The 20,883-nt window shown below is 73.1% G+C and carries 18 protein-coding genes; 11 read left to right on the top strand and 7 right to left on the bottom strand.

Features of this window, described 5'->3' with window-relative positions; translation table 11 throughout:
- Window positions 1-28: 28 nt before the first annotated feature.
- The 3 genes from IE140_RS33070 to IE140_RS33060 all read right to left on the bottom strand — a co-directional run bounded on the left by IE140_RS33070 (window position 29) and on the right by IE140_RS33060 (window position 2,530).
- Complete coding sequence (locus tag IE140_RS33070) at window positions 29-676, bottom strand: hypothetical protein (protein WP_093441359.1); 648 nt, start codon at window positions 674-676, stop codon at window positions 29-31.
- Between the two features lie 107 nt (window positions 677-783).
- The gene (locus IE140_RS33065; protein WP_032766500.1) at window positions 784-1,455 is read right to left on the bottom strand and encodes a SigE family RNA polymerase sigma factor; all 672 of its coding nucleotides are present in this window, start codon (window positions 1,453-1,455) and stop codon (window positions 784-786) included.
- A 160-nt stretch (window positions 1,456-1,615) separates the two neighbouring features.
- Window positions 1,616-2,530, bottom strand: a complete 915-nt coding sequence (locus IE140_RS33060; protein WP_150194393.1) for an iron-sulfur binding domain-containing protein — start codon at window positions 2,528-2,530, stop codon at window positions 1,616-1,618.
- A 305-nt stretch (window positions 2,531-2,835) separates the two neighbouring features.
- Here IE140_RS33060 and IE140_RS33055 point away from each other — a divergent pair, with 305 nt between their 5' ends.
- Window positions 2,836-3,567, top strand: coding sequence for a hypothetical protein (locus IE140_RS33055; protein ID WP_150194417.1), 732 nt, complete (start codon window positions 2,836-2,838; stop codon window positions 3,565-3,567).
- A 414-nt stretch (window positions 3,568-3,981) separates the two neighbouring features.
- On the opposite strand, the gene disA is transcribed toward IE140_RS33055, so the two are convergent.
- Both disA and radA read right to left on the bottom strand, forming a co-directional pair.
- Window positions 3,982-5,106, bottom strand: a complete 1,125-nt coding sequence (disA, locus tag IE140_RS33050; RefSeq protein ID WP_006125491.1) for a DNA integrity scanning diadenylate cyclase DisA — start codon at window positions 5,104-5,106, stop codon at window positions 3,982-3,984.
- An 80-nt stretch (window positions 5,107-5,186) separates the two neighbouring features.
- Window positions 5,187-6,599: a DNA repair protein RadA gene (gene radA, locus IE140_RS33045; RefSeq protein WP_032781150.1), complete on the bottom strand. Its 1,413-nt coding sequence runs from the start codon at window positions 6,597-6,599 to the stop codon at window positions 5,187-5,189.
- Window positions 6,600-6,818: 219 nt separating this feature from the next.
- Between radA and IE140_RS33040 the strand changes: the two genes are divergently transcribed.
- On the top strand, window positions 6,819-8,753 hold the full coding sequence (locus IE140_RS33040) for a BACON domain-containing protein (protein WP_434100239.1): 1,935 nt from the start codon (window positions 6,819-6,821) through the stop codon (window positions 8,751-8,753).
- Window positions 8,754-8,825: 72 nt separating this feature from the next.
- Here the strand turns inward: IE140_RS33040 and IE140_RS33035 are convergent, their stop codons facing one another.
- Entirely contained in the window at window positions 8,826-9,689 is an 864-nt protein-coding gene (locus tag IE140_RS33035; protein ID WP_150198228.1) for a DUF3109 family protein, read from the bottom strand.
- A gap of 199 nt (window positions 9,690-9,888) precedes the next feature.
- Between IE140_RS33035 and IE140_RS33030 the strand changes: the two genes are divergently transcribed.
- The 4 genes from IE140_RS33030 to ilvD all read left to right on the top strand — a co-directional run bounded on the left by IE140_RS33030 (window position 9,889) and on the right by ilvD (window position 14,493).
- On the top strand, window positions 9,889-10,839 hold the full coding sequence (locus IE140_RS33030; RefSeq protein WP_150198230.1) for a Ppx/GppA family phosphatase: 951 nt from the start codon (window positions 9,889-9,891) through the stop codon (window positions 10,837-10,839).
- Window positions 10,840-10,971: 132 nt separating this feature from the next.
- Window positions 10,972-11,805, top strand: a complete 834-nt coding sequence (locus tag IE140_RS33025) for a sugar phosphate isomerase/epimerase family protein (protein ID WP_032766514.1) — start codon at window positions 10,972-10,974, stop codon at window positions 11,803-11,805.
- A 22-nt stretch (window positions 11,806-11,827) separates the two neighbouring features.
- On the top strand, window positions 11,828-12,493 hold the full coding sequence (locus tag IE140_RS33020; protein ID WP_150198232.1) for a TetR/AcrR family transcriptional regulator: 666 nt from the start codon (window positions 11,828-11,830) through the stop codon (window positions 12,491-12,493).
- Window positions 12,494-12,642: 149 nt separating this feature from the next.
- A complete protein-coding gene (gene ilvD / locus IE140_RS33015) occupies window positions 12,643-14,493 on the top strand; it encodes a dihydroxy-acid dehydratase (RefSeq protein ID WP_010071166.1) in 1,851 nt (616 codons plus the stop codon).
- 166 nt (window positions 14,494-14,659) lie between these two features.
- Here ilvD and IE140_RS33010 read toward each other — a convergent pair whose 3' ends face one another.
- Window positions 14,660-16,855, bottom strand: a complete 2,196-nt coding sequence (locus tag IE140_RS33010) for a serine/threonine-protein kinase (protein ID WP_189460976.1) — start codon at window positions 16,853-16,855, stop codon at window positions 14,660-14,662.
- 134 nt (window positions 16,856-16,989) lie between these two features.
- Here IE140_RS33010 and IE140_RS33005 point away from each other — a divergent pair, with 134 nt between their 5' ends.
- From IE140_RS33005 to proC, 5 genes are all read left to right on the top strand, one after another.
- Entirely contained in the window at window positions 16,990-17,337 is a 348-nt protein-coding gene (locus IE140_RS33005; RefSeq protein WP_150198381.1) for an SH3 domain-containing protein, read from the top strand.
- A gap of 45 nt (window positions 17,338-17,382) precedes the next feature.
- Window positions 17,383-17,913: a hypothetical protein gene (locus IE140_RS33000; RefSeq protein WP_032766525.1), complete on the top strand. Its 531-nt coding sequence runs from the start codon at window positions 17,383-17,385 to the stop codon at window positions 17,911-17,913.
- 124 nt (window positions 17,914-18,037) lie between these two features.
- Entirely contained in the window at window positions 18,038-18,907 is an 870-nt protein-coding gene (locus IE140_RS32995) for an ABC transporter ATP-binding protein (RefSeq protein ID WP_150198383.1), read from the top strand.
- Window positions 18,904-19,626, top strand: a complete 723-nt coding sequence (locus IE140_RS32990; protein WP_032781137.1) for an ABC transporter permease — start codon at window positions 18,904-18,906, stop codon at window positions 19,624-19,626. Before IE140_RS32995 ends, IE140_RS32990 begins: the two co-directional genes overlap by 4 nt.
- Before the next feature lie 84 nt (window positions 19,627-19,710).
- On the top strand, window positions 19,711-20,520 hold the full coding sequence (proC, locus tag IE140_RS32985; protein ID WP_150198385.1) for a pyrroline-5-carboxylate reductase: 810 nt from the start codon (window positions 19,711-19,713) through the stop codon (window positions 20,518-20,520).
- Window positions 20,521-20,883: the final 363 nt, after the last annotated feature.

Below are 20,883 nucleotides of genomic sequence, written 5' to 3'. Positions count from 1 at the left end.
GCTTCTCGCTTTCCGTTCCTGCCCGGTGTCAGTTTCTGCCCGGCTGCGCCGGTTCGTCCGCCGGCTCCGGCTCCACCGGTTCCGACTGCACGGGCAGGTCGCCGTCCGTACCCTCGACGGCCCGGCTGAAGTCGTTGTGCACCCGGTCGTGCTCGGTGAAGCGGTCGCTCGCCCAACGGTAGGTGACCACTTCCGAGCCGGACGGGGACGCCAGCGGGTCCTTCGAACCGTAGACCTGGGTCGTCACCACGAGATCGCCCCGGTCGATCGTCCCGTAGACGGCGGGGACCTCGGCGGCGAAGACGTTCTTGTACGAGCCGTCGTCGTCCGCCCGGTACACATACGTCCCGACGCTCACCGAGTCGGCGCAGCTCATCACGTTGACCACCACGTCGGCGGTCCGGCCGCCGGTCATCGACCCGTAGGAGGTGTCGATCGGGTAGGCCTTGCCCGCGCAGGGCTTGAGCCCCTCCCGGACCCGCTCGCCCACCTTGGGGTCGCTCTTGAGGAGCCGCACGGCGTCGACCCGCCGCACGGGCGGGGTCGTGCCGGACGGGCTGGGCCGCGGGGTGATCTGGGCGACCGGCTGACTGCCGGCGGGACCCTCGTCCCGGGTGCCGGTGCCGCCCGAGGAGCAGCCGACGCCGAACAGCCCGAAGGCGACGAGTCCGGCCAAGGCCGTGCCACTCGCCGCCGTACCGCCCCGGAATCTCCGGGTCCGGACCGGTCTCCCCGGCCCGTCGCCGTCCCCGAGGCCGCCACCCCCACCGCTGCTGCTGCCACTCAGGCCGCGCACCGCTCCATCCCCCGCTCGTCGTGACGCCCGTTCCGCTGCGCCGGTGTGTGTGCCTTCGCCCCGGGCACCGACGTGAGCGGTGACCGCTGGGCGGGGACACGGGCGGAGGCGGCCGGCGTCACGCCCCTCGGGCCCCGGTGCTCCCGGGCGACCGCCTCGCGACTGTCCAGCTCGCGGCTCTCCAGCTCCTGACGCAGTCGCGCCAGGGCCCGGTGCAGCGTGCTCTTGACCGTACCGGCCGACATGCCGAGCGCCGCGGCCGTCTCCTCCGTGCTCATCTGCTCCCAGTGTCGCAGCACGACGACGCTGCGCTGCTTCGGAGCCAGAATCCCGAGGATGTCCATCAGCAGGGCGCGGTCGGCGCGCTGCTCGCTGCCGTCGTCGACGCTCGCGTCGGGCAGCTGCTCGGTCGGAACCTCTTCGAGCTTGCGCGCCCGCCACCACTCCGTACGGGTGTTGATCATGACGCGGCGCAGATAGGCGTCGGCCAGGGACTTGTCGGCGATGCCGTCCCAGCGGCCGTACGTGCGCACCAGGGCGGTCTGGAGCAGGTCCTGGGCATCGACGGGGTCGGGGACAAGCCGGCGCGCACTGCGCAGCAGCGCGTCCTGCCGTGTGCGTACGTAGTCCTCGAACGCGAGCACCTCGCCCTGCGCCATGACAACCGCCTCCGTCCCCGATCAATCCCCGTGGTCACTGCTGTCGCAGACGCTACGGAGGCGTTGTCACGGCGATGTGCGGAGCAGCCGTAGGCCGGTGCACGGCTGCCCATCGGTTGTGTAACAGCGCGGGGCCCGCGCCCGGGGAACGGCGGCGGGATCAGGTCAGCGGCAGCCGGTACCGCCCGTCGGCCAGCGGCTCGACCAGCCCGTCGGCGACCAGCCCGTCCAGCGCGCGGGCCCGCTGCACCGGCTCCTCCCACACGGCGTCCAGCGCGGCCTGCGGTACGGGGTTGACCGCGTCCCGCAACACCGCCAGCAGCCGTCCGCGCACCTGGCGGTCGGTACCGGCGTACGTCTGGCCCTTGCGCGGCGGACCCTCGTGCGCGGGCTTCCCGGCCAGCCGCCAGGCGCACCGCGAGGCGATCGGGCACCGGTCGCAGTCCTCGTTGCGCGCGGTGCACACGAGGGCGCCCAGCTCCATCGTGGCCGCCGCCCACCGCGCCGCCCGCTCGTCCTCCTCGGGCAGCAGCGCCCGGGCGAGCTTGCGCTCGGCGGCCGTCGTCGCGTTCGGCGGGTACTGGACCCCGGTCGCGGCGCGGGCGAACACCCGGCGGACGTTCGTGTCGAGCACCGCGTGCCGCTGTCCGTACGCGAACGAGGCCACGGCCGCCGCCGTGTACTCGCCGATCCCGGGCAGCGCCAGCAACTGGGCGTGCTCGCTCGGTACGTCACCGCCGTGCCGTTCCGTTATCGCCTGCGCGGCCCCGTGCAGCCGCAGCGCGCGGCGCGGGTAGCCGAGCCGGCCCCAGGCGCGGACCGCCTCACCGGGCGCCTCGGCGGCCAGGTCGGCGGGGCGGGGCCAGCGGGCGAGCCACTGTTCGTACACCGGGAGGACCCGGCTCACCGGGGTCTGCTGCAGCATGAACTCGCTGACCATCACGCCCCAGGCGCCCGCTTCGGGGCGGCGCCAGGGCAGATCGCGGGCGTGCTGCTCGAACCACCCGATGACGGGGGTGTGGAGGGAGGCGGCGGCGGGGGGCGTCTTGGGTGAAGGGGAAGTCATGGCAGTCATGGCACTGACGATCCTGGCACGGAAGACGGGGCGGGCGTCACGGACGCGGGGGTGTCGGCCCGCGCGGCGGGTCCAGGGGGTGACAACGCCACCCGTTCTGTCCCCTGTGACCGGGGCGCGGCCCTCCTCCCGTGATGATGATCGGCAAAACTTGTGAGCGGAGCGGCGGGTGGGGCCGGACTCGGTCCGGATCTCTCGTAGAGTTCGGCCTTGTGGGATCTATGCGCAATCCGGTCGGTCCGCTTCCCTCCAGCATCTACTGGCGACGAAGGGCGGTAGCGGGACTTCTGGTTGCGCTGCTCGCCGTGCTGATCGCCTGGGCGGTGACATCCGGCGGCGGCGGTGGCGGCGGCCGGGACGACGCCAAGCCCGGTGGCTCCGACCCGGTCGAGTCGATCACCCCCGGCCCGGGCAGCTCCGGTCCCGCGATCAGCCAACAGCCGGGCGGCCGCGACGAGTCGGACGACGAGGACGGTAACGGCGGCTCGGGTGAGTCCTCGGGCGGTTCGGGCGATGGATCGTCAACAGGCGGTACGGGTACGGACACTGGTGATCCGTCAGGCGCGGCTGCGGGCACGTCCGGTTCGGGCGGCGGCAGCGCGGGCCAGCAGGTCCCGGCCGGGTCCCCGCTCCCCGAGTGCAAGCCGTCGGCCGTGCAGTTGAGCCTGCGGACGAAGGTCAGTTACGGCCCCGACGACAAGCCGAAGTTCGAGCTGATCGCGAAGAACACGTCGTCGACCACGTGCAAGGCGGACTTCGGCCCGAAGAGCGCGGTGCTCACGGTGACGGAGGCGGGGGGCGAGGACGACGACCCGATCTGGTCCTCGAAGGACTGCCCCGCGGCGGCGGGCCCGCTGTTCCTGAAGGTGCCGGCGGGGGCGACGGTGATCCACACGGTGGACTGGAACCGCACCCTGTCCGCACCGGGCTGCGCAACGCCGCCGGCAGGCAAGGCGGGCCCGGGAACGTACCTCCTGGAGGCGAAGGCCCCGGGCGAGCCGGTCCAGCGAGCATCGTTCGTCCTGGCGAAGGACTGACGAACCCGCGCTCAGCCCGTCCGGCGACCACTCAAGCCGGTCCGGCGCCTGAGAACGGAACTGTCGAGGTGGGCGGGCGCTGCACCCACGGGGTCGGGCGGCAGTTCAAGCCCGTCCGGCGCTTGAGGACGGAACCGTTCACACGGTCGTGCGCTGCGCTCACGGGGCTGGGCGAGCACAGAAACCAGCCCGTCCGGCGCTTGAGGACGGAACCGTCCAGGCGGACGAGCGAGGCACTCATGGGTCCGGGCCGGCCCGTAAAGGCACCGCCCACCGGGCAACAGGGTTCCGTCCTCAAACGCCGGACGGGCTGGGGATGGCCCGGGCTCAGCCCTCAAGCGTCGGACGGACGGGAAGGGCCGCCGGACAGGCGGGGGAGAGTCGCCGGACGGGCTCAGACAGCTCGGGCCGACCTCAGACGTAGCGTTCCAGGATCGACGACTCCGCCAGCCGCGACAGCCCCTCGCGGACACTCCGGGCCCGGGCTTCGCCCACCCCGTCCACCGTCTGGAGGTCGTCCACACTCGCGGCAAGAAGCTTCTGCAGCCCCCCGAAGTGCTCCACCAGCCGCTCGATGATCGCCCCCGGCAGCCTCGGCACCTTCGCCAGCAGCCGGAAGCCCCGCGGGGACACCGCCGAGTCCAGCGTCTCCGGCGAGCCGCTGTAGCCCAGCGCCCGCGCCACCACCGGCAGCTCCAGCAGCTCCGTGTGGCTCAGCGAGTCCAGCTCGGTCAGCGCCTCCGCCACCGTGCGCGACCGTTTCGCCGTCGGCTCGGGGACGTAGTCCCGCACGACCAGCTCCCGCTCCGGCTCCACCCCGGCGATCAGCTCGTCCAGCTGGAGGGAGAGCAGCCGTCCGTCGGTGCCGAGCTCGACCACGTACTCCGCGATCTCCGTCGCGATCCGCCGCACCATCTCAAGCCGCTGCGCCACCGCCGTCACGTCCCGGACGGTGACCAGGTCCTCGATCTCCAGCGCGGACAGCGTGCCCGCGACCTCGTCGAGGCGGAGCTTGTACCGCTCCAGCGTGGCGAGCGCCTGATTGGCCCGCGACAGGATCGCGGAGGACTCCTCCAGGACCCGCCGCTCCCCGTCCACGTACAGCGCGATCAGCCGCATCGACTGGGAGACCGAGACGACGGGGAAGCCGCACGCCTTGGAGACCCGGTCCGCCGTACGGTGCCGGGTGCCCGTCTCCTCCGTGGGGATCGACGCGTCCGGGACCAGCTGCACCCCGGCCCGCAGGATCTTGGTCATGTCCTTGTCGAGGATCAGCGCCCCGTCGAGCTTGCACAGCTCGCGCAGACGCGTCGCCGTGAACTCCACGTCCAGCACGAATCCGCCGGTGCACATCGACTCGACGGTCCGGTCCATGCCCAGCACGATCAGGCCACCGGTATTGCCGCGGAGGATGCGCTCCAGGCCGTCCCGCAGGGCCATACCGGGCGCGACCGCGCTCAGCGAGGCGCGCATCAGCGCCTCGTTACCGGTGCCTTGGCCGGACTTTCCGGGCGTCGTCGCCCGGTCGTTGGCTGCCACTGCACTCCTCCGGTCACAGGTTTGCGGTGCCCTTGCGTCCCCCATGCCGTGTCCACGGGCGGGCGAGACCAGGGCAAAGTCTACCGGCGCGCGTTGTCCTCCTGTGGTGCCTCCTGGCGAGAGCGGCGCGGGAGGACCCGCAGAGCGTCGCCCATGTCGGCGACTTCCGTGACCTTCATACCGGCCGGAACCCTTCCCGGATCGGTCGGCACGAGGGCGTGGGTGAAGCCCAGACGGTGTGCCTCGGCCAGCCTCCGCTGCACTCCGGTGACCCTTCTGACCTCGCCCGCGAGCCCCACCTCGCCGATCGCGACCAGGTTCTTCGGGAGCGGGGTGTCGCTGGCCGCGCTGGCCAGGGCGAGCGCGACCGCCAGGTCGGCGGCGGGCTCGGTGAGCTTCACGCCGCCCACCGTCGCGCTGTAGATGTCCCGCTTGCCGAGCGCGCTGATCCGGCCCCGCTGCTCCAGCACCGCGAGCATCATCGAGACCCGGGAGGTCTCCAGGCCCGAGGTCGTGCGCCGGGGCGAGGGGATCTGCGAGTCGACCGTGAGCGCCTGCACCTCGGCGACCAGGGGCCGCTTGCCCTCCAGCGTCACGGTGAGACAGGTGCCCGGCACCGCGACGTCGCGGCGGGTCAGGAAGAGGCCCGAGGGGTCGGCGAGACCCGTGATGCCCTCGTCGTGCAGCTCGAAGCAGCCGACCTCGTCGGTCGCCCCGTAACGGTTCTTGACGCCGCGCACCAGCCGCAGCCGGGCGTGCCGGTCGCCCTCGAAGGACAGCACCACGTCCACCAGGTGCTCCAGCAGCCGGGGCCCGGCGATCGCGCCGTCCTTCGTCACATGGCCGACCAGCAGCGTGGCCATCCCGCGCTCCTTGGACGCCCGGATCAGCGCCCCGGCCACCTCCCGGACCTGGGCCATCCCGCCGGGCGCGCCGTCGATCTCGGGCGAGGCGACCGTCTGCACCGAGTCCAGGATCAGCAGCGACGGCTTGACCTCGTCCAGATGCGCGAGCACCGCCGACAGATCGGTCTCCGCCGCGAGGTAGAGGTGGTCGTTGATCGCCTTGATCCGGTCGGCCCGCAGCCGGACCTGGCTCGCGGACTCCTCGGCGGTCACATAGAGCGTGCGGTGGTCGTCGGTCGCCGCCTTGGCCGCCACGTCCAGCAGCAGCGTCGACTTGCCGACGCCCGGCTCGCCCGCCAGCAGCACGACCGCGCCCGGCACGAGCCCGCCACCCAGCACCCGGTCCAGCTCGCCGACCCCGGTGGAGCGGGCCGTGGCCGTCCGGCTGTCGACCTGGCCGATCGGCAGGGCGGCGGTGGAGACCCGGCCCGCCGCCGTCGTGCGCACGGCGGGGGCGCCGCCGAACTCCTCGACCGTCCCCCACGCCTGGCACTCGGGGCAACGGCCGAGCCATTTGGCGGTCGTCCAACCGCATTCGGTGCAGCGGTAGGACGGTCGGTCCTTCGCGGATTTCGTACGGGCAGCCATGGCGTCACCGTATCGGTGGGGTACGACAACACCGCCCCGGCGCCCTGCGCGCACCGCCCCGCCGCGCGCAGGGCGCACGGAAGCACTCCGGAGCACTACGGGCGGAATCCGTGATCTCTGTCCGCTTTCACAACTCTTTCGAGGGATACATTCACCCGTAAGGATTAAATGCACTCAAGGGGCACTTGAGGCATGCGCTCCGTTGCCTACGGTCGCCGGGTGACGAGCAGCAGGCTGGAGACCCCGACACACACCACCGGCGCACACCGGGCGCACCACCGAGGAACCGACGCCCCGGCACGGCGACCGCCCGCACGTTACGAGCCGTATCTCGACGGCCTCTTCACGTACTGCCTCTCCGTGCTCTGCGATCACGACGCGGCCACCGAAGCGCTCGGCGCCGTCCTGGCGATCGCGGACCGGCAGGACGCCCGGGGCCCCACGGCCGAGGAGGAACGTAAATCCTGGCTGTACGCCCTGGCCCGGTGGACCTGTCTTCGGGCGCTCACCGAGCGCAGGCGCGGCCGTCAGGCCCACCGCCGCCCCTCGGGGACGGTCAAGCCGCCGCGTACGGCCAAGGCCTCCGAGACCGGCACGGCCAAGGCCTCCGGGACCCGCAACGAGACCGGCACCACCGGCACCACCGGGACCGGAACCGGCAAAGGGGCGCGCACCGCCCGGCGCACGCCGGAGCACACCTCGCCTGCCGTCTCCCCGCGCACCGTCCCCGCCACCACGCCCGAGGACGCCACCACCCCCGCCCCCGCCGAGTCGCCGGCCGCCGAGGCCCGCCGCCGGGAGCTCGCCACGCTCGCCTGGCCCGAGGCCGCGGGCACCACCCCGGAACAGCGCGAAGCCCTCGAACTGGCCGTGCGCCACCGCCTCTCCCCGCGCGCCGTCGCCGCCGTGCTCGGGCTCGAGCCCGCCACCGCCCGCGAGTTGCTGGCCGCCGCGGCCTGTGAGGTGGAGCGCACCCGCGCGGCCCTCGCCGTCGTCGAGGGCGGCGACTGCCCCACCGTCGCCCGGCTCACCGGCGACCACCAGGTGCTGCTCTCGGCCGCCCTGCGCCGCGAGCTCGTCCGGCACGTCGACGACTGCCCCCGCTGCCGCCGCGCCGCGGAACGCGCCGACGCGGCGGGACCCTGGCCCGGAGCCGCCCTGGCGCCCGTCGCCGCCCTGCCCCTCGTGGAGGCGCCCCGCCCCTCCGTGTCCGTCGCGATGGCCCAGGCCCACCGCTCCCGCGCCGCGGGCCCGCGCTTCGACCGGAGCGGCTACCCGCTCGACCCCAAGGACCAGGCCGCCCGCCGGGACCGGCTGCGCGCCCGCGTCGTGACGACCACGGTCGTCGCGACGGTGGTCGCCGCCCCCGTGATCGCCCTCTGGGCCGCGTACCGGGGAGCTCCCCAGACCGGCGAGGGCCACGACGGCACTTCGGTCACCGCCACGGAGGTGGACGGTGCCGGCGGTATGAGCGGCGACCCGTACGACCCCGAGAACACCGGCCACGGCCGCCCCGGCGACCGTTTCGGCGCCCGCGTCCCGGACGTCACCGCCGAGGTCGTCAGCACCGGCGGCGCGCAGCACGGCGACGCCCGGCTGGCCGTGACGGCCCGGACATCCGGGGCCGTCACGACGATCACGCTGACCGCGTCCGGCCGGGGGCCGGTCGGCTGGTCCGCGTCGACGGACGCCCCGTGGCTGCGCCTCAGCCGTACGTCGGGCACGCTCGCGGCCGGGCAGTCCACCACGATCGCGGTCTCGGTGATCCGGGACGCGCAGCCGGCCGGGCCGTGGCGGGCCCGGATCTCCCTGGCTCCCTCGGGCTCCGCCGTACTCATCGACGGTCACGGCGTCACCGCCCCGACCACGGGCGGCCCGCGCCCCACCCGCCCCGGAACGGAATCGCCCCGCCCCACGGACCCGGGCCCCACGGACCCCGGGCCGACCGATCCGGGCCCGACCGATCCCGGGCCGACCGATCCGGGCCCGACCGACCCCGGTCCCACCGACCCCGGCCCGGGCCCGACCGACCCCACGGACCCGCCGGACCCGACCGATCCGCCCGACCCCACGGACCCGCCCGAACCGACGCCGGACCCGACCGACCCGAGCCCCACGGACCCGGACCCGACCGACCCGGCCCCGACGGGCTGACGGAAGACGGCTGAGGACAGGCGACGGGGCCCGGGAACACAGCGTCCCCGGGCCCCGAACCTCAGCGCTCCTTCAGTGCTTCTTCTTCGCGGTGGGCAGCGGCGGATCCGCCGGATGCGGGGCCATCGGCAGCAGTGAGGACAGCCGCTCCTCGCAGAGCTCGACCAGCCGGTCGTAGCCCTCCTTGCCCATCAGCTCGATCAGCTCCGGGCGGTAGGACACGTACACCGGGTCACCGGCCCCGTGCGCCGAGGTGGCCGACGTGCACCACCAGTGCAGATCGTGGCCGCCCGGACCCCAGCCCCGGCGGTCGTACTCCCCGATCGTCACCTGGAGCACCCGGGTGTCGTCGGGCCGGTCGACCCAGTCGTACGTCCGCCGCACCGGCAGCTGCCAGCACACGTCCGGCTTGGTCTCCAGGGGCTCCTTGCCCTCCCGCAGCGCCAGGATGTGGAGCGAGCAGCCCGCCCCGGCGGGGAAGCCCGGCCGGTTCTGGAAGATGCAGGAGCCCTCCCAGCGGCGCGTCTGGCGCTCGCTGTCCTCGTCGACGCCGACCCAGCCGGTCTCCGTGCCGACGTCGTGGAACTGCCACAGCTCCGGCGTGAGCCGCGCCACGTTCTCGGCGACCCGCTTCTCGTCGTCCTCGTCGGAGAAGTGCGCGCCCAGCGTGCAGCAGCCGTCGTCGGCGCGGCCCGCCTGGATGCCCTGGCAGCCGCTGCCGAAGATGCAGGTCCACCGGGACGTCAGCCAGGTCAGATCGCAGCGGAAGACCTGTTCGTCGTCGGCCGGGTCGGGGAACTCCACCCAGGCCCGCGCGAAGTCGAGGCCCTTCTCGTCGGACGGGTCCGGTCCGTTCGCCTCCGGCCGTGCTTCCTGCTTGTTCGACTTCGGCTTCTTCGTGGCTTTGTCCTGCTTAGCCTTTTTCGTCTTTGGCACGCGCCCAGAGTAAGTCCGACCGGCGCATGGGGGGCGGCGTCGCGGGGCTGGGCACGCGCATCTGCGGCGTTGTCGTCAATCACCAACGCTCCGCGTTGACTCAATCCTCCGCCTTGCAGCTGCACGCACCCAGCCCCGCTCCTTCTTCCACCCCCCATGCGCCGGTCGGACTTGTCCCATGGCGCAGTAGCGTTCCCGTATGAGACTCGGAGTCCTCGACGTGGGATCGAACACGGTTCATCTGCTGTTGGTCGACGCCCATCCCGGCGCCCGCCCGCTGCCCGCGCACTCGCACAAGGCCGAGCTCCGGCTCGCCGAACTCCTCGACGAGACCGGCGCGATCGGCCCCCTCGGTATCGACCGGCTCGTGTCGACGATCGCCGGCGCCGTCCAGGCCGCCGAGGACAAGGGGTGCGAGGACGTGCTGCCGTTCGCCACCTCCGCGGTGCGCGAGGCCACCAACGCGGACCTGGTGCTGGAGCGGGTACGGGTCGAGACCGGCGTCGACCTCGCCGTCCTCAGCGGCGAGGAGGAGGCCCGGCTGACCTTCCTGGCCGCCCGCCGCTGGTTCGGCTGGTCCGCGGGGAAGCTGCTGGTCCTGGACATCGGCGGCGGCTCGCTGGAGATCGCCTTCGGTATCGACGAGGAGCCCGACACCGCCGTCTCCCTGCCGCTCGGCGCGGGCCGCCTGACCGGCGCCTGGCTGCCGGACGACCCGGCCGACCCCGAGCAGGTCAGGGCGCTGCGCCGGCACGTCCGGGCCAGCATCGCGCGGACGGTCGGCGAGTTCGCCCGGGCCGGCCGCCCCGACCACGTCGTCGCCACCTCCAAGACCTTCAAGCAGCTCGCCCGGATCGCCGGAGCCGCCCGCTCCACCGAGGGCCTGTACGTCCAGCGCTCGCTGAGCCGCAAGGCCCTGGAGGACTGGGTGCCCAAGCTGGCGGCGATGACCGTCGAGGAGCGCGGCCGGCTCCCCGGAGTCTCCGAGGGCCGGGCCGCCCAGCTGCTCGCCGGGGCGCTGGTGGCCGAGGGAGCCATGGACCTCTTCGGCGTCGAGGAGCTGGAGATCTGCCCCTGGGCCCTGCGCGAGGGCGTCATCCTGCGCCGCCTGGACCACCTCCCGGTGGAACGGGCCGCCCTGCCCGGCTGACGTACGGCAGAACGGGACGGGACGCGCTGCTTCGGTGACGTACGGTCACGTGCTCATGGCCCTGATCACTTTCGGCCACCACCACTCGGAGTGGCGCATCACTGCCCGTACGCTGTCCAGGTGGCAGAACCAGTGGTGCGCATCCCCGATGCGAAGGTCGCCCTGTCGACGGCCTCGGTCTACCCCGAGTCCACGGCGACGGCCTTCGAGATCGCCGCGCGCCTGGGGTACGACGGCGTCGAGGTCATGGTCTGGACCGACCCTGTCAGCCAGGACATCGAGGCCCTGCGCCGGCTCTCCGACTACCACCGGGTGCCGATCCTCGCGGTGCACGCCCCCTGCCTCCTGATCACCCAGCGCGTCTGGTCCACCGACCCCTGGGTCAAGCTCCAGCGGGCGAAGGCCGCCGCCGAGAAGCTCGGCGCCTCCACCGTCGTGGTGCACCCGCCGTTCCGGTGGCAGCGCAACTACGCCCGCGACTTCGTGACCGGGATCTGGCGGATGGCCGGCGAGACCGACGTCCGGTTCGCCGTCGAGAACATGTACCCCTGGCGCTACCGGGACCGCGAGATGCTCGCGTACGCCCCCGACTGGGACGTCACCAACGACGACTACCGGCACTTCACGGTCGACCTCTCGCACACCGCGACCGCCCGCACCGAGGCGCTCGCCATGGTGGACCGGATGGGCGACCGGCTCGCCCACGTCCACCTCGCCGACGGCAAGGGCTCGGCCAAGGACGAGCACCTGGTGCCCGGCCGGGGCGACCAGCCGTGCGCGGAGCTGCTGGAGCGCCTGGCCCGTACGGGCTTCGACGGCCATGTCGTCATCGAGGTCAACACCCGGCGTGCGATGTCCTCCGCCGAACGCGAGGCCGATCTCGCGGAGGCGCTGGCCTTCACCCGTCTCCACCTGGCCACCTCCGCCGACGCCCCCGGCCCGTCCCCGAAGATCCACCGCCCGTGACCGAGGAGCCGGACCTCCGCCCGTGACCGAGCATCCCGAACCGTCTTCCACGACCGAACCGTCTTCCACGACCGACGACGCTCCCGCCGCCCCGCGCCGCCGGGGCCGCCCCTCCCGCAAGGCCGCCTCCGAAGGCCCCGACGCCCGGACGCGCATCCTGGAGGCGGCCCGTACGGAGTTCGCCGAGCGCGGCTACGACAAGACGTCGATCCGGGGCATCGCCAAGGCCGCCGGGGTCGACGCGGCGCTCGTCCACCACTACTTCGGTACGAAGGACGAGGTCTTCGCCGCCGCCATCGAGGTCACCTTCGAGCCCGCCCTGGTGATCCCCACCGTCCTCGGCGGCCCGCCGGAGGGCCTGGGGGAGCGGCTGGCGCGCTTCTTCCTCTCCGTGTGGGAGGACCCCGGCACCCGTACGCCCCTGCTGGCGATCCTGCGCTCGGCGGTCACCCACGAGGCGGCCGCGAACGTCCTGCGCGACTTCGTGCTGCGCCGGCTGCTGGAGCGGATCGCGGCCGAGCTGGACGTACCGGACCCCACCTTCCGCGCCGAACTGGCCGCCTCGCACATGCTCGGCATCGCGATGCTGCGGTACGTGGTCCGCGCCGAGCCGCTCGCCTCCGCGGACCCGGAGGAGATCGTCGCGATGGTGGCGCCCACGCTCCAGAGATACTTGGGCGAGGGCTGAGGAGGGGATCGGGGAGACCGACCACCCACCGACCGTCACATCCCGTATTCCGGACAGCCTGTCCAGATCTTGGATCCGAGGCGTACGCTCGAAGACAGCCTTTTCTTTAACTGTCGGAGGCAGACCCCCTGCCGAAGGAGCGAGCGACGATGCCCCAGCTGAGGTCCCGCACGGTCACCCACGGACGCAACATGGCGGGCGCGCGCGCCCTTATGCGCGCGTCGGGCGTAGCGAGCGCGGACATCGGCAAGCCGATCATCGCCGTCGCCAACTCGTTCACCGAGTTCGTCCCCGGCCACACCCACCTCGCCCCGGTCGGCCGGATCGTCTCCGAGGCGATCCAGGCCGCGGGCGCGGTCCCGCGCGAGTTCAACACCATCGCCGTGGACGACGGCATCGCGATGGGCCACGGCGGCATGCTCTACAGCCTGCCCTCCCGCGACCTGATCGCCGACTCCGTGGAGTACATGGTCGAGGCGCACTGCGCGGACGCCCTGATCTGCATCTCCAACTGCGACAAGATCACCCCGGGCATGCTGAACGCCGCGATGCGCCTCAACATCCCGACCGTCTTCGTCTCCGGCGGCCCGATGGAGGCCGGCAAGGCCACCCTCGTCGACGGGACCGTGCGGAAACTCGACCTGGTCAACGCGATCAGCGACGCGGTCGACGAGTCCATCTCGGACGAGGACATCCTCCGTATCGAGGAGAACGCCTGCCCCACCTGCGGCAGCTGTTCCGGCATGTTCACCGCCAACTCGATGAACTGCCTGACCGAGGCCCTCGGCCTCTCCCTCCCCGGCAACGGCTCGGTCCTGGCCACCCACACCGCCCGCAAGGCGCTGTACGAGGAGGCCGGCCGCACGATCGTCGAGATCACCAAGCGCTACTACGAGCAGGACGACGCCACCGTCCTGCCGCGCTCCATCGGCACCCGCGCCGCGTTCGACAACGCGATGGCGCTGGACATCGCCATGGGCGGCTCGACCAACACGATCCTGCACCTGCTGGCCGCCGCCCAGGAGGCCGAGCTGGCCTACGACCTGGCCGACATCGACGCGGTCTCGCGCCGTGTCCCGTGCCTCGCCAAGGTCGCCCCCAACGTCGCCCCCGGCGGCACGTACTACATGGAGGACGTCCACCGCGCCGGTGGCATCCCCGCCCTCCTCGGCGAACTGCACCGCGGCGGCCTGCTCAACGAGGACGTGCACTCGGTGCACTCCGACACCCTCGCCGAGTGGCTGAAGGACTGGGACGTCCGCGGTGGCTCCCCGTCCCCCGAGGCCGTCGAGCTGTGGCACGCGGCCCCCGGCTGCGTCCGCTCCGCGACCGCCTTCTCGCAGTCCGAGCGGTGGGACACCCTCGACCTGGACGCGGCGGGCGGCTGCATCCGCGACGTCGAGCACGCCTACTCCAAGGACGGCGGCCTCGCCGTCCTCAAGGGCAACCTCGCCGTGGACGGCTGCGTCGTGAAGACCGCCGGAGTCGACGAGTCGATCTGGACCTTCGAGGGCCCCGCCGTCGTCTGCGAATCGCAGGACGAGGCCGTCGACAAGATCCTCCGCAAGGAGATCCAGCCGGGCGACGTCGTCGTCATCCGCTACGAGGGCCCGCGCGGCGGCCCCGGCATGCAGGAGATGCTCTACCCCACGTCCTTCCTCAAGGGCCGGGGCCTGGGCAAGGTCTGCGCGCTGGTCACCGACGGCCGCTTCTCCGGCGGTACGTCGGGCCTCTCCATCGGCCACGCCTCGCCCGAGGCGGCCTCCGGCGGCACGATCGCGCTGGTCGAGGACGGCGACCGGATCCGCATCGACATCCCGAACCGCTCGATCGAGCTGCTCGTCGACGACGCCGAACTGGCCACCCGCCGCGAGGCGCTGAACGGGGTGTACGCCCCGAAGAACCGCGACCGCAAGGTCTCGGCCGCGCTGCGCGCCTACGCGGCGATGGCGACGAGCGCGGACCGGGGCGCGGTCCGGGACATCTCGAAACTCGGCTGACGATCCTGCCGCTTGTCGGCGCCCCCGGGTGACACATTCCGGCCCCTCCACCGGCACTTCCGGCGGAGGGGCCGACGCTTTCCGCGTCTCCGGGCAACCAACTCAAGCCCCTCCGGCGATTGAGGAGCGGGGCCCGGGGCAGAGCCCCGGAAACCCCGGTGCGGCCTCACCAGACCCCCGGCGCCGCCCCGTCCACCGCGAACACCGACCCGTCCGGCGCCGCCCCGACCACCACCCGCCCCGCCACCACCGGCGCAGGCAGATCCGACGCGTACGTCAGCTTCCCCCCGCTCAGCCGCGCCCGGGTCTGCCCCACCAACGCCCCCCGCTCCGTGTCGACGGCCAGCAGCCGCCCGTCGGCCGCGGAGAAGTACAGACGCCCGCCCTCCCCGAGCACCGGAGCGGACGCCCGTCCCACCCCGGTCTCCAGCCGCCACAGCTCCGCCTCCGCACCGCCCGCCACCGCAGTGTCGACGGCCAGCAGCGATCCGCCCCGCCCCAGCAGGTACGCGACATCCCCGGCCATGACCACCTGCGGCCCGTCCAGGGTGAAGGGCAGCGCGATCCGGGCGGCGACACCGGACGCGGGCGCGTACCGGACCAGCTCGGCGGTGTCCGAGTTCTCGTCCATCGCCGTCAGCACCAGCTCCCCGGCTCCGGCCGTGGAGACCGGGGTCAGCACCCCGTCCAGCCGCCGCTGCCAGGACGCCCGGCCGCTCCCCGCGTCCACCGCCGTGACGAGGGTCGACGCTCCCGAGGGCGCGTGCTCGAAGGCGTAGGCGAGCCCGGACCCACCGTCGTACAGCGCGAAGTCCGGCCGTACGTGCCCCGCCAGCGGCTTCTTCCACAGGGACGCCCCGCTCGCCCCGTCCAGCGCCGTCACCGTCCCGTCGTCCGCGACGGCCAGCAGGGTGTCGCCCGCCGGGAACACCGCCCCGGGGGCCGCGGAGAGCGAGGTGTCCCGGACGGCGCTCCCCTTCACCGGGTCGAACGCCCGCAGCTTCCCGTCCGGGCCGCCGGCCAGCACGACCGCACCCGAGACGATCGGGGCATGGGCGCCCCCGTCCGATGAGGACCGGGCCGACCAGACCACGCGCCCGTTCGCCGGATCGATCCTGACCGTGCCGGTCCCGGCCACCGAGCAGTACAGCGCGCCCCCGGCCCCGGCCCCGGCACAGACGGGCGTGGCGTTCCCGGCGGTCCGCAGCTCGGTACGCCAGGGAGCGACGGCACCCCGGTCCTCCGGCCCGCCCGCCTCCGCCTCCGCTTCCGGCCCGGGAGGGCCCGCCTCCGTACCGCCCGTACCCCCGCCTCCCCACACCGCATACGCCCCGGCCCCCGCCCCCGCCACCAGCAGAAGCACCGCCGCCGCCACGACCAGCCGGGCCCGGGGCAGCCACCGGCGGCGGACCGGCGGCGCGGCCCGCACATGCGTGTCCTCCTCCGAACCGTCCCGCTCCCCGTCCGGCACGGCCGGCACCGCCGCCGCGACCACCGCCCGCCGCCGCTGCGCCGGCACGAACGCCTCGGCCTCGTACGACGGGGGCCCCAACGCGGCCATCACCTCGTCCGGCGTCGGCCGGTCCGCCGGGTCCTTCGCCAGGCACCGGGCGACCAGCGGAGCCAGCTCCTCGGGCACCCCGCCCAGATCCGGCTGGTCGTGCACCACCTGGTACGCCACGATGTACGGGCTGTCCGAGTCGAACGGGCCCCGGCCCGTCGCCGCGTGGACGATCACGGCGCCCAGCGCGAACACGTCGACCGGCGGCCCCACCTCGCGCGGCCGCTGGAACTGCTCGGGAGCCATGTAGGGCGGCGACCCGATCAGCTTGCCGGTCTCGGTGCGCAGATCACTGTCGTACGGCCGCGAGATCCCGAAGTCGATGACCTTCGGGCCCCCGTCGGTCAGCAGCACGTTGCTCGGCTTGAGGTCGCGGTGGATCACGCCCGCCCGGTGGATGTCCCGCAGCGCCTCGGCCAGACCTGCGGTCAGCCTGCGCAGCGCGGCGGGGGACATCGGGCCGTTCCGCTTCACCTGCTCGGCGAGCGTGGGCCCGGGCACGTAGAGGGTCGCCATCCAGGGCCGGTCGGCCTCCGGATCGGCGTCGACCACGGGCGCGGTGAACGCCCCGCTCACCCGCCGCGCGGCCGCCACCTCCTGCCGGAACCGCGCCCTGAACTCGGGATCCGCCGCATACGGCGCGTGCACGACCTTCACCGCGAGCTGCATCCCCGAGGCCGAGCGCGCCAGATGCACGACCCCCATGCCGCCCGAGCCGAGACAGGCTTCGAGCCGGTAGGCGCCGGCGTACTGCGGAAACTCCGCTTCCGGATGCGCTCCGGGCTCTCGCAGCGGCGGCATCGCCCACCCCCGTGTGTTCGTGCGCATGCGACGCACGGAGCCTAGTCGATGGTGCGTGCGAGAGGCACGGTGCTTGCTAGCCTGCGCGTCGTACGCACAGGCGCGTACGGGACATCTCAACGGGGGAGGCCCGCATGGGCGTTGAAGAGCACACGCAGGACCGGGCGGCGGCCGAGGGAGTGGCCGCCGCGGAGAACGCGTCGGCGGCGGGGGAGATCGAGACGACCGCGTCCGGCACCCGCTACCCGATCGCCCCGGGCTACCGGGTCAACGTCCGCACCGGACCGGGCACCGACTACCGCATCGTCAGGACCCTGCCGTACGGGCAGAAGATCCCGATCTACTGCCAGAAGCCGGGGGAGCGGGTCACCGGCCCGTACGGCACGTCGAACCTCTGGGACAACATCGCCAACGGCCAGTTCGTCTCCGACGCCTACGTCTACACGGGGCGTGACGGCTACATCGCACCGCGCTGCGACTGACGGCACCACCCGGGGTACCGGGGGCGGCGGGGGATAATCGGCCCCGTGAGCGAGAACAGCGCAGCCCCCGGCACCCCGCCCGGCACGGCCCCGGGGCCGCAGCCCGAGCCGATCCGCTTCTTCGGCACGACGTGGGTCGACCACGACGGCGGTTACGGGCTCCGCCGCGCCGGCGTCGCCGTCGGCTCCCTGGCCGCCGCCGTGGCCGCCTGCTTCGTCCTGCGCTTCGCCTACGAGGGGCTGGAGATCGCGGAGGTCGGCGGTTTCGTCGGGGTGCTGGTCATCGCGATGTTCTCGATCTGCAGCGCCATCGCGTTCCGCAAGACCTGGGAGGGCTTCGGCGCCCGCCCCAAGGACCCGTCCCGCGAGGACGCCCTGCGCGGCCTGAAGTCCATCGGCTTCATCGGCTCGCTCCTCGCCTACTTCGTCCGCTCGCTCACCGAGGCCCCGGGCGAGAAGCTGCGCCGCGCCGAGTACGAGAAGGCCCGCGCCCAGTTCGAGAAGCGCCGCTCGACGCGCACCGGCAACCCGGCGGCCCGCAAGACGTCCGGCCGCAAGCGCCCGAAGCGCGGCTGAGGCTCCCGAAGCCCCGCACACCGCACCCACGCATCGGCCCGCCGACACCATGTCGGCGGGCCGATGCGTTTCCGCTGCCCTCCCCCTCTTGACGGACGGCACCGTCGGGCGAAGAATTCATCACATGATGAATTATGAGCCCGGCGCCCCGGACACACCCCCACCCCCACCACCGACCTCGGCGATCGCGGCCCGCGGCCTCACCGTCGTACGAGGCACCCGCACCGTCCTGCGCGCCCTCGACTTCACCGTCCCCTCCGGCTCCATCACCGGCCTCCTCGGCCCCTCCGGCTGCGGCAAGACCACCCTCATGCGCGCGGTGGTCGGCACCCAGGCCAAGGTCACCGGCGTCCTCGACGTCCTGGGCCACCCCGCCGGAGACCCGGCCCTGCGCCCCCGCATCGGCTACGTCACCCAGGCGCCCTCCGTCTACACCGACCTCACCGTCCGGCAGAACCTCGACTACTTCGCCGCGGTCCTGCACCCGGGCCGCGCCCACCGGGCCGCCCGCCGCGAAGCCGTCGCCCGCGCCATCGACGACGTCGACCTGACCACCCGCGCCGACGCCCTCGCCGGTGCGCTCTCCGGCGGCCAGCGCAGCCGCGTCTCGCTGGCAGTCGCCCTCCTCGGCACCCCGGACCTGCTGGTCCTGGACGAACCGACCGTCGGGCTCGATCCCGTACTCCGCCGGGACCTCTGGAACCTCTTCCACCGCCTGGCCGACCGCGGCACCGCGCTCCTCGTCTCGTCCCACGTCATGGACGAGGCCGAACGCTGCCACCGCCTGCTCCTGATGCGCGACGGCCGGATCCTCGCCGAGGACACCCCCGACGCCCTGCGCCACCGCACCGGCACGGCCACCGTCGAGGAGGCGTTCCTCCACCTGGTCGACGCGGACCGGGCCGACGCGGACCGGACCGGGGACCACGCGACCGACGAGCATCCGGCCGACGAGACCGCCGCACCCCTCACCACCGAGGAGGCCCCCCGATGACCGCCACCGCCGGCCGCGTCCTGCGCCAGCTGACCCACGACCCCCGCACGATCGCGCTCCTGGTGATCGTCCCGGTCCTGCTGATCACCCTGCTCCGCTACGTCTTCGACGGCGCACCCGGCACCTTCGACGCGACCGGAGCCTCCCTCCTCGGCATCTTCCCGCTCATCACGATGTTCCTGGTGACCTCGATCGCCACCCTGCGCGAACGCACCACGGGCACCCTCGAACGCCTCCTCTCCCTCCCGCTCGGCAAGGGCGGCCTGATCGGCGGCTACGCCCTCGCGTTCGGCGCGGTCGCGGTCGTCCAGTCGGCGCTCGCCACGGCCGTCTCCGTCTGGCTGCTGGGCCTGGACGTCGTCGGCTCCCCCTGGCTGCTGCTCCTGGTCGCGCTGCTCGACGCCCTGCTCGGCACCGCGCTCGGCCTGTTCGTCTCCGCGTTCGCCGCGTCCGAGTTCCAGGCGGTCCAGTTCATGCCGGCGGTGATCTTCCCCCAGCTCCTGCTGTGCGGCCTGTTCACCCCGCGCGAGGCGATGCACCCCGTCCTGGAGGCGATCTCGAACGTCCTGCCCATGTCGTACGCCGTCGACGGCATGAACCAGGTCCTCCAGCACCCCGACATCACCGGCGACTTCGTCCGCGACATCGCCGTGGTCGCGGGAAGCGCCCTGCTGGTCCTCTGCCTCGGCGCGATCACCCTCCGCCGCCGTACGCCGTGAACAGCCCGATGCGAGGATGACGGGCAGCAGCAACAGCCCGGCCCACAGCGCAGTACGGCCCAGCACCGCCCGGAGGGTGAACACATGACCCAGACAGTCGCAGTCCTCGGCACCGGCAAGATCGGCGAGGCCCTGCTCAGCGGGATGATCCGGGCGGGCTGGCGACCGGCCGACATCCTGGTGACCACCCGCCGCGGCGACCGGGCCCAGGAACTGCACACGCGGTACGGGGTCGAGTCCGTCACCAACGCGGAGGCGGCCAAGAACGCCGACATCCTCATCCTCGCGGTCAAGCCGCAGGACATGGGCAAGCTCCTGGACGAACTCGCCCCGCACGTCACCGCCGACCGCCTGGTCATCAGCGCGGCGGCCGGCATCACCACCACGTTCATCGAGGACCGGCTCGTCGCGGACACCCCGGTCGTCCGGGTCATGCCCAACACCCCGGTCCTCGTCGACGAGGGGATGTCCGTCATCTCGGCCGGCAGCCACGCCACCGGCGCGCACCTCGCCACCGCCGAGGAGATCTTCGGCGGCGTCGGCAAGACGCTGCGCGTCCCGGAGTCCCAGCAGGACGCCGCCACCGCCCTCTCCGGCTCCGGCCCCGCCTACTTCTACTTCCTGGTCGAGGCCATGACCGACGCGGGCATCCTGCTCGGCCTGCCCCGAGCCCAGGCCCACGACCTCATCGTCCAGGCCGCCATCGGCGCCGCCGTCATGCTCCGGGACAGCGGCGAACACCCGGTCAAGCTCCGCGAGGCCGTCACCAGCCCGGCCGGCACCACGATCAGCGCGATCCGCGAGCTGGAGAACCACGGGGTGCGGGCGGCCCTCATCGCCGCCCTGGAGGCGGCCCGCGACCGCAGCCGCGAACTGGCCACCGGCAACGGCTGACCCCTCGCTCCCGCCGGGGGTTGACACGCCTCCGGCGGGTACGTAGTGTGCTCCGAGTTGTCCGACGTGAGCGCCGACCCCGGTCGGTCCCCGGACAGCCATTCCGCAGTAACCACGAGAAGACACGCGACATCACGTCGCATGCCTTTTCGTGCGCCTGCGCGAAATGAGGAATCCGCGTTCGAGAGAGCGCCCCCGATTAGCGTCGGGGCCCAGGACTCCGCTAAAGTCTCACTCGTCGGAACGGCCCAACGGCCGGGAGGACAAACCCCGCTGACTGGGAATCAGGCCCGAAAGGATCTGATAGAGTCGGACTCGCCGGAAAGGGAGAAGCGCGAAAGCGAAGAACCTGGAAAGCGAAAC

This window comes from Streptomyces parvus, assembly GCF_014648875.1.
GTDB classification, from domain to species: Bacteria; Actinomycetota; Actinomycetes; order Streptomycetales; family Streptomycetaceae; genus Streptomyces; species Streptomyces parvus.
Note: the sequence above shows the minus strand (reverse complement) of the source record. Positions and strands in the feature narration are given on the sequence as shown.

Excerpts from the sequence above, each read along its gene's own strand:
- IE140_RS33065 (WP_032766500.1), bottom strand. The coding sequence starts at position 1,455 with ATGGCGCAGGGCGAGGTGCTCGCGTTCGAGGACTACGTACGCACACGG.
- IE140_RS33060 (WP_150194393.1), bottom strand. The coding sequence starts at position 2,530 with ATGACTGCCATGACTTCCCCTTCACCCAAGACGCCCCCCGCCGCCGCC.
- radA (WP_032781150.1), bottom strand. The coding sequence starts at position 6,599 with ATGGCTGCCCGTACGAAATCCGCGAAGGACCGACCGTCCTACCGCTGC.
- IE140_RS33030 (WP_150198230.1), top strand. The coding sequence starts at position 9,889 with ATGAGACTCGGAGTCCTCGACGTGGGATCGAACACGGTTCATCTGCTG.
- ilvD (WP_010071166.1), top strand. The coding sequence starts at position 12,643 with ATGCCCCAGCTGAGGTCCCGCACGGTCACCCACGGACGCAACATGGCG.
- IE140_RS33010 (WP_189460976.1), bottom strand. The coding sequence starts at position 16,855 with ATGCCGCCGCTGCGAGAGCCCGGAGCGCATCCGGAAGCGGAGTTTCCG.
- IE140_RS33005 (WP_150198381.1), top strand. The coding sequence starts at position 16,990 with ATGGGCGTTGAAGAGCACACGCAGGACCGGGCGGCGGCCGAGGGAGTG.
- IE140_RS32995 (WP_150198383.1), top strand. The coding sequence starts at position 18,038 with ATGATGAATTATGAGCCCGGCGCCCCGGACACACCCCCACCCCCACCA.
- IE140_RS32990 (WP_032781137.1), top strand. The coding sequence starts at position 18,904 with ATGACCGCCACCGCCGGCCGCGTCCTGCGCCAGCTGACCCACGACCCC.
- proC (WP_150198385.1), top strand. The coding sequence starts at position 19,711 with ATGACCCAGACAGTCGCAGTCCTCGGCACCGGCAAGATCGGCGAGGCC.